This is a genomic window from Pararhodospirillum oryzae (assembly GCF_007992075.1).
Taxonomy (GTDB): Bacteria; Pseudomonadota; Alphaproteobacteria; order Rhodospirillales; family Rhodospirillaceae; genus Pararhodospirillum; species Pararhodospirillum oryzae.
The window spans coordinates 1-8,689 of the sequence record NZ_BJZO01000128.1; the positions used below are offsets into that span (position 1 = coordinate 1).

Annotated in this window: 11 protein-coding genes; 4 read left to right on the forward strand and 7 right to left on the reverse strand. The window is 66.5% G+C overall.

Going from position 1 to position 8,689, the window contains the following annotated elements; all coding sequences use genetic code 11:
- Positions 1-116: 116 nt before the first annotated feature.
- The 3 genes from ROR02_RS15395 to mtgA are packed head-to-tail and all read left to right on the forward strand — an operon-like array spanning position 117 to position 2,749.
- Positions 117-653, forward strand: coding sequence for a hypothetical protein (locus ROR02_RS15395; protein WP_147164931.1), 537 nt, complete (start codon positions 117-119; stop codon positions 651-653).
- A 40-nt stretch (positions 654-693) separates the two neighbouring features.
- Positions 694-2,034, forward strand: a complete 1,341-nt coding sequence (locus ROR02_RS15400) for a hypothetical protein (RefSeq protein ID WP_147164932.1) — start codon at positions 694-696, stop codon at positions 2,032-2,034.
- A 10-nt stretch (positions 2,035-2,044) separates the two neighbouring features.
- A complete protein-coding gene (gene mtgA / locus ROR02_RS15405) occupies positions 2,045-2,749 on the forward strand; it encodes a monofunctional biosynthetic peptidoglycan transglycosylase (RefSeq protein ID WP_147164933.1) in 705 nt (234 codons plus the stop codon).
- A gap of 40 nt (positions 2,750-2,789) precedes the next feature.
- Here the strand turns inward: mtgA and grxD are convergent, their stop codons facing one another.
- The 7 genes from grxD to ROR02_RS15440 all read right to left on the reverse strand — a co-directional run bounded on the left by grxD (position 2,790) and on the right by ROR02_RS15440 (position 8,231).
- A complete protein-coding gene (grxD, locus tag ROR02_RS15410) occupies positions 2,790-3,119 on the reverse strand; it encodes a Grx4 family monothiol glutaredoxin (RefSeq protein ID WP_147164935.1) in 330 nt (109 codons plus the stop codon).
- Between the two features lie 62 nt (positions 3,120-3,181).
- Positions 3,182-3,415, reverse strand: coding sequence for a BolA/IbaG family iron-sulfur metabolism protein (locus ROR02_RS15415; RefSeq protein ID WP_147164936.1), 234 nt, complete (start codon positions 3,413-3,415; stop codon positions 3,182-3,184).
- Between the two features lie 157 nt (positions 3,416-3,572).
- Positions 3,573-5,816, reverse strand: a complete 2,244-nt coding sequence (gene purL / locus ROR02_RS15420) for a phosphoribosylformylglycinamidine synthase subunit PurL (protein ID WP_407672665.1) — start codon at positions 5,814-5,816, stop codon at positions 3,573-3,575.
- Positions 5,813-6,505, reverse strand: coding sequence for a phosphoribosylformylglycinamidine synthase subunit PurQ (gene purQ / locus ROR02_RS15425; RefSeq protein WP_147164937.1), 693 nt, complete (start codon positions 6,503-6,505; stop codon positions 5,813-5,815). The genes purL and purQ overlap by 4 nt, the downstream gene beginning before the upstream one ends.
- Before the next feature lie 12 nt (positions 6,506-6,517).
- Positions 6,518-6,757, reverse strand: coding sequence for a phosphoribosylformylglycinamidine synthase subunit PurS (gene purS / locus ROR02_RS15430; RefSeq protein WP_147164938.1), 240 nt, complete (start codon positions 6,755-6,757; stop codon positions 6,518-6,520).
- Between the two features lie 125 nt (positions 6,758-6,882).
- The gene (gene purC, locus ROR02_RS15435) at positions 6,883-7,650 is read right to left on the reverse strand and encodes a phosphoribosylaminoimidazolesuccinocarboxamide synthase (RefSeq protein WP_147164939.1); all 768 of its coding nucleotides are present in this window, start codon (positions 7,648-7,650) and stop codon (positions 6,883-6,885) included.
- A gap of 149 nt (positions 7,651-7,799) precedes the next feature.
- On the reverse strand, positions 7,800-8,231 hold the full coding sequence (locus ROR02_RS15440) for a helix-turn-helix domain-containing protein (RefSeq protein ID WP_246135587.1): 432 nt from the start codon (positions 8,229-8,231) through the stop codon (positions 7,800-7,802).
- 197 nt (positions 8,232-8,428) lie between these two features.
- On the opposite strand from ROR02_RS15440, the gene ROR02_RS15445 reads away from it, so the two are divergent.
- Positions 8,429-8,620, forward strand: a complete 192-nt coding sequence (locus tag ROR02_RS15445) for a hypothetical protein (RefSeq protein ID WP_147164940.1) — start codon at positions 8,429-8,431, stop codon at positions 8,618-8,620.
- Positions 8,621-8,689 lie beyond the last annotated feature (69 nt).

The window sequence follows — 8,689 nt, forward strand, 5'->3', positions numbered from 1 at the left end:
CCCTGGAACGCGACCCTTGCCTCGTTCCCCCGGCAGGGGCACCATGATCGGATCGCGATCTTATGTCACTCCCCGGGGGACCGCTTCCACGGTGGCCCTCGCGCTGGAACCCCATCATGGCCCCTCCCCTGCCGCCCGAAGCCCGCGTGACCCAGGAGCTGGAGAATTTCCTTCATTTGCTTGAGGCGCGCATTGAAGCCCTGTCCCAGTCCGCGACGGTGCTGCAACGCCACGGAGAACACCCACCAAGATTCGCCGATTACGCCCGGACCCGTAGCCTGACCAGCGAATGCTTGGCGTTCTCGATCGTCATCGAAAGACGGATCGACCTGTTGCCCGAGGCCAAAAAGGCCACCGCCCTCGACCGCTTCGACAGCCTGACCGTGTTGATCTGGGCCACGCTTCTCGATTGTTCCCTGACTTTTCTCAAGGCAATCGCGAAAGAAGAATATCTCCCGCTTGGCTCGCGCGAGGTGTTCTTGCACGAGATCAAGACCCTGTACGATGCCTACAATACCTTGATCCAGGACCGCTATTTTCACAAAGTGGAGGAGGAGACGCTGCGCAAGTGCAAGTCCGCGGAAAAGATCCTGCACGAGATCATCGAGCGGGCGCCGCGTCTTCTTGACTTGTCGGCGCCCGAAAGCCCTTGAAACGGCTCCCCCGACGCGTGGCTTACCAAGAGGAACCAGTATGGCCCGAGAGCCTTCCTTGCGCCCGGCCCGCCCGTCGTCTTCCCCGGCGGAGGCGCCGCAACCCGCCCGCATCAAGGGACGGGTTCAACAGGGTTTTTTGTTGCTGCGCGAGATTCTTGAACGCGCCGGACGGCCCGATCTGGCCGCGCGGCTGGCCACCTGGGGCACCGTGGACGACCTGATGCTGGACTCCCCCGAGCTGGTGCCGTCCCTGCTCGGGCTGGCTTGGGAAATGCGCGCCGACGCGGCCTTTGGCGAGCTTTTCAAGGCCGAGGAAGGCGGGGCCGTGGTCGACTCCCAAGACCAGCCCATCGCGCCTTGTGGCCGGACCTATCAACAGGTCATCCACTCTCACCTGTACGCCTCGACCCGTCTTGCGATCGAACAGGCTGATCGGACCTGGGCCGTGCGCGAGGCCAAGCGGGCCCGTGCCCGCTGGCGCAAGGAGCAGGCGACGGCGCGGCGCAGCTTGCTCAAAATGTTTCGCAAGCCTCGCGAACCCGATTTCGATCCGGCCGAGTTCCGGGCCAAGTCCCCCAAGCGCGGCCTGTACGAGGCTCTGAAACCCTATCTGACCACGCCCGACCAGTTCAGCCTTGCCCAATCGTATGCCTTGTTGACCACCGCGCATATCCGGGTGCTGGGCGACCTGCTGCCCACCTTCACCCGTCCCGAGCAGATCGCCTTTCTGGCGGCCTTGACCGAAGGCGACGTTTACGTTCTGCGGCGCTGCGCGCGGATTTACGGCGAATGGAAACTGGGCCTGCGCCGCCCCAAGCGCCCGCGCCCGGGAACCGAGCCTCCGCCCGTTTCGGAGGAGGACGAAGCCAGGCTGATCGGCGAGGAAGCGGCGATCTTCCGCGAACTCATGGCCCATCATCACGCGGCGATCGAGGAACTCAAGGTGATGGGCCCCAACGCCGAACGCCTGATCGACCTGGTGGCCCCCGTGTTCGGGGATTCCATCTGGAGCGTGCTTGGCGACAAGCAGGCGCTGCACAACGTCGTCAACACCCCCGAACACCTGATGGCGTCGCTGGGGCCGTTCTGCCGCTACGTGACGCCGGCGGTTTCGGAAATCTGGCTGCAGATGAACGACCAGGAAATCATCGTCGATATTTTGAAGTTTGCCCGTGAAACCTTCCGCGAAAAGGAATTCGCGTATTATCTCGCCGATCCGTCGCGCCTGGTGGTGTGGAGTTCCCTGCCCGCCAAATTCAACAATAATTTCAAATACCAGCGCGATGCCATGAAAAGCAACCTGATCCGCAACGAACAGGACCTGCGCACGGTCTGCGCCGGGGTCTTTGAATCCCTGCGCCAGGGCAAGGTGCTGTAGGACCGGCCCGGTGAGGCGCGAGGCCCTTCGCCCCCTTGTCCGCCGCGCCGGCCGGGGACTGGCCCTTGTCCTGGGGATCGGTCTGATCGCGTGGCCGCTCGCCGGCCTGGGGCTCGGGCGTTTTCTTCCCGTGCCCGTCACCCCCTTGATGATCCAGCGCCTGATCGAAGGGGATGGCCTGCATCACGCCTGGGTATCGTCCGCCGCCCTGCCCGACGCCTTGCGCAAGGCGGTGATCGCCAGCGAGGACGCCCGCTTTTGCCAGCATCACGGCTTTGACTGGGTGGAAGTGCAAAACGCCTGGAACGACTACCAGCGCGACGGACGCCTGCGCGGGGCCAGCACCTTGTCCATGCAGACCGCGCGCACGCTGCTGCTCTGGGGCGGGCGCGACGTGGCCCGCAAGGGTCTGGAACTGTGGTACACGGTGCTTTTGGAAGCCCTGTGGCCCAAGGCCCGCATTCTGGATGTTTATCTCAACATCGTGGAGTGGGGGCCTGGCATTTTCGGGGCCGAATCGGCCGCGCGGTATTACTTCGGGGTGGCGGCCGCCGACCTGTCGGCGACCCAGGCGGCGCGTCTGGTCGCGATTCTCCCCAATCCCCGCATATGGTCGGCGGCCAGCCCATCGGGCTGGGTCGCCCGTCGCGCCGCCACCATTCGCGCGCGCATGGGTCAGGTGGCGCTGAACGGGTCGGCGGTCTGCCCCCCCTGATCGGCCCGCGACCCGCCGGCCGCCAGGGGGGCCCGACGCGTTATGCCCCGCGAACCGGGATGTTCTTTTCCTTGAACAGGGTTTCCAGTTCCCCGGCCTCGGCCATTTCGCGCACGATGTCGCACCCGCCCACGAATTCCCCACGCACATAGAGCTGGGGGAAGGTCGGCCAATTCGCGTAGTCCTTCACGCCCTGGCGCACGTCGTCGTCTTGCAACACGTCGATGCCCTTGTAGGCCACGCCAAAGTGCTTGAGCACCTCGACCACCGCCGCGGAAAAGCCGCACATCGGCGTTTCGGGCGTGCCCTTCATGAACAACACCACCGGGTTGTCTTCGACTACTTGCTTAATCCGCTCTTGAACGGTCATGCGTCGTCCTCATGGATGGGAAATCCCCTGCGGCCCCGATATGGGAGGGCCGTCGGGGGAAATCAATCACGGGGCTTGGTCTGCAAGGCCAGGGCATGCAGTTCGCCCCCCACCAGACCTTTCAGGGCGTCGTGCACCATCTGGTGCTGCTGCACGCGGGTCTTGCCCTGGAAAGCCGAGGAAATAACCAGGGCCCCCAGGTGATCGCCATCGCCGCGCAGGTCCTCGACCGTCACGTCGGCGTCGGGAAAGGCGTCCTGGATCAGGGCCTTGATATGGGCGGGATCGATCGCCATCCGGCGGTCCTCCTTGCAAGGGTGTGGGGCCGGTCCGCCCTGGGGCAAGGACACGTCCCGAACACGGGCCAACGACACACAAATCAGGACGCACAAGACGGAATCAAGACGCGCCGTCGGGAATCCTCCCACGACGCGCCTTGCCGCGTTTTCACCGCTACCCGGCCATGTACCCGGGCAACCAGCCTTCATGCGCCGCCCGCAGGGCTTCCAGGGTCGGTCCCTCGACCCCGTTCACCACCAAGGCGGTGCCGGCGGTCACGCCGATGCGCCGGGCCGGCAGCCCGGCCGCGCGGGCGCGGGCTTCCACCAGGCGGGCCTTGGCCGGCGACGCCGTGACCACGTAGCGGTTTTGATCCTCGCCGAACAGCGTGGCGGCCTTGGCGTCGCCCAGGGTCAGGGCACAGCCCACGCCCCCGGCCAGGGCCATTTCCGCCACGCCCACCAGCAAGCCGCCGTCGGACAGGTCATGGCAGGCGCTGACCTCGCCGGCCGCGATCAGGGCGCGCACCAGATCGCCCACGCGGCGTTCCATCACCAGATCGACGGGCGGCGGCGGGCCTTCCTCGCGCCCCAGGATCTCGCGCAGGAACAAGGAGCGGTCGAGCCACGTCCCTTCGGCCTCGTCGGGAGCGCCCAGCAAGAAGACAACGTCGCCCTCGGCCTTGAAGGCCAGGGACTGCGAGCGCGCGATTTCCACCAGCCCCACGCCGCCGATCGCCGGGGTGGGCGGAATGGCCTGGCCGTTGGTTTCGTTGTACAAACTGACGTTGCCCGACACCACGGGGAAGTCAAGCGCGAGGCAGGCGTCCTTGATGCCCTGGCAGGCGCCCACGAACTGACCCATGATCGCCGGCTTTTCGGGATTGCCGAAGTTCATGTTGTCGGTCAGGGCCAGGGGCGTCGCCCCCACCGCCGTCAGGTTGCGCCACGCCTCGGCCACCGCCTGGGCCGCGCCCATCACCGGGTCGGCCTCGACATAGCGGGGCGTGCAGTCGGTGGTCAGGGCCAGGGCGTGGGTCGGACGATCCTCCAGCCGGACCACCGCCGCGTCGCCGCCCGGGCGCTGCAAGGTGTTGCCCCGCACCAGGTGATCGTACTGCTCCCAGATCCAGCGCTTGGACGCGCCATCGGGGCAGCCGATCAGCCGCGCCAGGGCATCGGGCCACGCCACCGCGTCGGCGCCGCTTTGATCGGCGGGGGCCGGGCGCGGCGTGGGTTCCCAGGGACGATCATATTCCGGGCTGGCCTGGGCGAGGGGGTCGATGGGCAGGTCGCCGACCACGGCCCCGTGCCAGCGCAAGACCATGCGCCCGGTGTCGGTGAGCGTGCCAATGACGGCGAATTCCAGTTCCCACTTTTCGAACACGGCGCGTGCCAGGTCCTCGGCCCCCGGACGCAGCACCATGAGCATGCGTTCCTGGCTTTCGGACAGCATCAGCTCGTAGGGCGTCATGTGGGTTTCGCGCATGGGCACGCGGTCCAGGTCCAGCTCCACGCCCAAACCGCCCTTCGAGGCCATCTCGAACGACGACGAGGTCAGACCAGCCGCCCCCATGTCCTGAATCGCCACGATGGCGTCGGTGGCCATCAGCTCCAGGCAGGCCTCGATCAGCAGCTTTTCGGTGAACGGGTCGCCCACCTGAACCGTGGGACGCTTTTCCTCGGAGTCGGCGCTGAACTCGGCCGAGGCCATGGTGGCGCCGTGGATGCCATCGCGCCCGGTGCGCGAACCCACGTACACCACCGGGTTTCCGATGCCGGCGGCGGCCGAATAGAACAGACGGTCGGCCGGGGCCACGCCCACGGTCATGGCGTTGACCAGGATGTTGCCGTTGAAGCCGGGGTGGAAGTTCACCTCGCCGCCCACGGTGGGCACGCCCACGCAGTTGCCATAGCCGCCAATGCCGGCCACCACGCCCGAGACCAGATGCCGGGTGCGCGGGTCCTCGGGGGCGCCAAAGCGCAGCGCGTTCAGGTTGGCGACCGGGCGCGCGCCCATGGTGAACACGTCGCGCAAAATGCCGCCCACGCCGGTGGCCGCGCCCTGGTAGGGCTCGATGTAGCTGGGGTGGTTGTGGCTTTCCATCTTGAAGACGGCGGCCAGCCCCTGGCCGATATCGATCACGCCCGCGTTCTCGCCCGGGCCCTGGATGACCCAGGGCGCGGTGGTGGGCAGGGTCTTGAGCCACTTCTTCGACGATTTGTACGAGCAGTGCTCGGACCACATCACCGAGAAAATGCCCAGTTCGACCCGGTTGGGGGCCCGGCCCAGGATGGCGACCACGGTGCGGTATTCATCGGGGGTCAGGCCATGCTCGGCCACCACGGCCGGAGTGATGCCGTCGGTGTAGGGCGGTTCGGCCTGGGGACGGGCAGGGGTGTCGGGCGCGGCGCTCACGGCAGGGCCTCCAGCAGGGACTCGAACAGCGGACGGCCGTCGATGCCGCCCAAGGCGGGCTCGACCAGGTTTTCCGGGTGGGGCATCATCCCCAGCACGCGCCGGTTTTCCGACACGATGCCCGCGATATTGCCCCGCGACCCATTGGGATTGGTGGCGTCGGACACCACGCCGGCCGCGTCGCAATAGCGAAACGCAACCCGCCCCTCGCCTTCCAGGCGGGCGAGCGTGTCGTCATCGGCGGTGTAGTTGCCATCGTGGTGGGCCACCGGCACCGACAAAACGGCTCCGGCCGCGTAGCGGGTGGTGAAGGGGGTGTCGGTGCGCTCGACCCGCAGGCCCACGCACCGGCAGATGAAGCGCAGGTCGCGGTTGCGCATCAAGGCGCCTGGCAGCAAGCCGGCCTCGGTCAGGATCTGGAAGCCGTTGCAAACCCCAAGCACCATGCCGCCCTGATCGGCGAAGCGGCGCACGGCCTCCAGGATGGGGCTGCGCGCGGCCATGGCGCCCGAGCGCAGATAGTCCCCATACGAAAAGCCGCCCGGCAGGATGACCAGGTCAAGGCCGGCGGGCAGGGTGGTTTCCCGGTGCCAGACGAACACGGGCGCGGGCGCGCCCGCCACCTCCAGGGCGCGGGCCATGTCGCGCTCCCGGTTGGTGCCGGGGAAAAGAAGGATCGCGGCGTGCATGGCGATCCTCCGTCAGGACAGTTCGATGGCGTAGGTCTCGATGACCGGGTTGGCCAGCAGGGCCTTGCACATGCCATCCACCGCTTCCAGGGCCCGCTTGCGATCGGTTTCGTCCAGGTCGATTTCGATGACCTTGCCCTGGCGCACGCCAGTAATCCCGGTAAAGCCCAGATGCGAGAGCGCGCCTCCGATGGCGCGCCCCTGGGGATCGTGGACACCGGGCTTCAGGGTGATGTGGACCTTGGCTTTCACGACTCGATGTCCCTTGCGTGGCCCCGCGCGATCACGATGGCCCCGGCCGTTCGCAGGGACGGCGGGGCGATCGTCCCGGAGGAAACCGGCGGGGCAGACAGCAAAAGAAAGGCCCGGGCGGGCGGTTACTGCATCGTGCGCGGGCCCGGGATGTCGCGCGGCCCGCCCTCGGGCAGGATGCCCAGACGGCGCGCCACTTCCTGGTAGGCCTCGGCCACCCCGCCCAGGTCGCGGCGGAAGCGGTCCTTGTCGAGCTTGTCGCCGCTGGTCACGTCCCACAAACGACAGTTGTCGGGCGAGATCTCGTCGGCCAGCACGATTTGAACGTCCTCGTCCTCGTGGTAAAAGCGGCCGAACTCCAGCTTGAAGTCCACCAGCCGGAGCTGAACCCCAAGGAACAGACCCGACAGATAGTCGTTGATGCGCAACGACAGCGACAGAATTTCGTCCAGCTCCTGAACACTGGCCCAGCCAAAGGCCGTGATGTGTTCTTCCGAGACCATCGGATCGTTCAGTTCGTCGTTCTTGAAATAATATTCGACGATCGAACGGGGAAGCTGGGTTCCTTCGGGAATGGCGAACTTGGTCGACAGCGATCCCGCCGCGACGTTCCGGATCACCACTTCAATGGGAATGATTTCCACGGCGCGCACCAACTGCTCGCGCATGTTCAGGCGACGGATGAAATGGGTTGGCACCCCGATTTCATTCAACCGCGTCATCAGGTATTCGCTGATCCGGTTGTTCAGAACACCCTTGCCGGTGATGGTGCCGTGCTTCTTGTTATTGAAGGCGGTGGCATCATCCTTGAAGTACTGCACCAAAGTGCCTGGCTCGGGGCCCTCGAACAGAATCTTGGCCTTACCTTCGTAGATCTGCTTGCGTCGAGCCATGGGGCGGAACCCGGTAGTAGGCGGCTGCGGGTCGCGATGCCCGGCCGCAGGAGAGACATAAAGGGTCCGGCACGCCCCAACGGCGCCCGGATCAGACGGGACCCCTTATATCAGGAGTCAGGGGGAGGGTGTCCATTGATTGTTGGACCTTAGGAAGGCAACGGTGTCTCCGGAGCCGGCGCGGCCCCGGGCTCGCGCTCCGGAACCGAAGGGGACGGGGCGTCCGCGCCGTCCGCCACGCCCTCGCCCGCCGCCTCGCCTTCCCGGCGCGCGGCCTTGGCCTTTTTCCGGCTTCCACGCCCGCCCTCCGGGTCCTTGCCGGCATCCTTCCTGGATCGGGCGGCCGCCTCGCCCTCGCCCGACACCGGGCCGGCGTAGTCGGTCGTGCCTTGCATCAACGCCCAGCACGCCAGGCGCACGGTGCGCGGAATGGCCACGGGGTCGCCGTCGCGTTCCCCTTTTTCGTAGTATTGAACCACCCGCCGTTTTAGTCCCAACGCCTCGGCGGCCTCCTTTTGCGAAAGGCCCAGCGACTTGCGCCAGTGCTTGAACGCGGATGGCGTCATGACGGTTTCAGGCATGAAATCCCTCGATGAAAACAACGATGGGTCGAGTTGCCTCACCATAGCCCTCACCCCCGTGGCACCGCAACACAAAAAGCGCACGCGGTGCGTTTTCCCTTGAATGCAGCGCACGCCGTGCGTATTTCTAAGGGCCGGGCGGAAAGGCGGCCCTCCCCTTTCGCGCTCCCCCTTCCTTCAGTCCAGGAGCACCCGCCATGACACCCCGCCCCGTGCTCCCGTCCTTCCCGTCCCCGGTTCGCTCCCCTGCCCGGCTGCCCGTGGGCCCGCCCAGGCACGCTTATCTGGTGGAAACCGTGGACGGCGTTCGCCACCTCGTTCTCGACCCCACGACCCTGAAGGCGCTTCAGGCCATCCCGGGCGTGGCTCGCGTGCGCCTCGCGCCCTGACGGGACGGGCGGAAAAGGGCCAGGGTAATCGGGTGAAGCCCTGGATGCCCTTGGAAGAGGGTTCCTCAA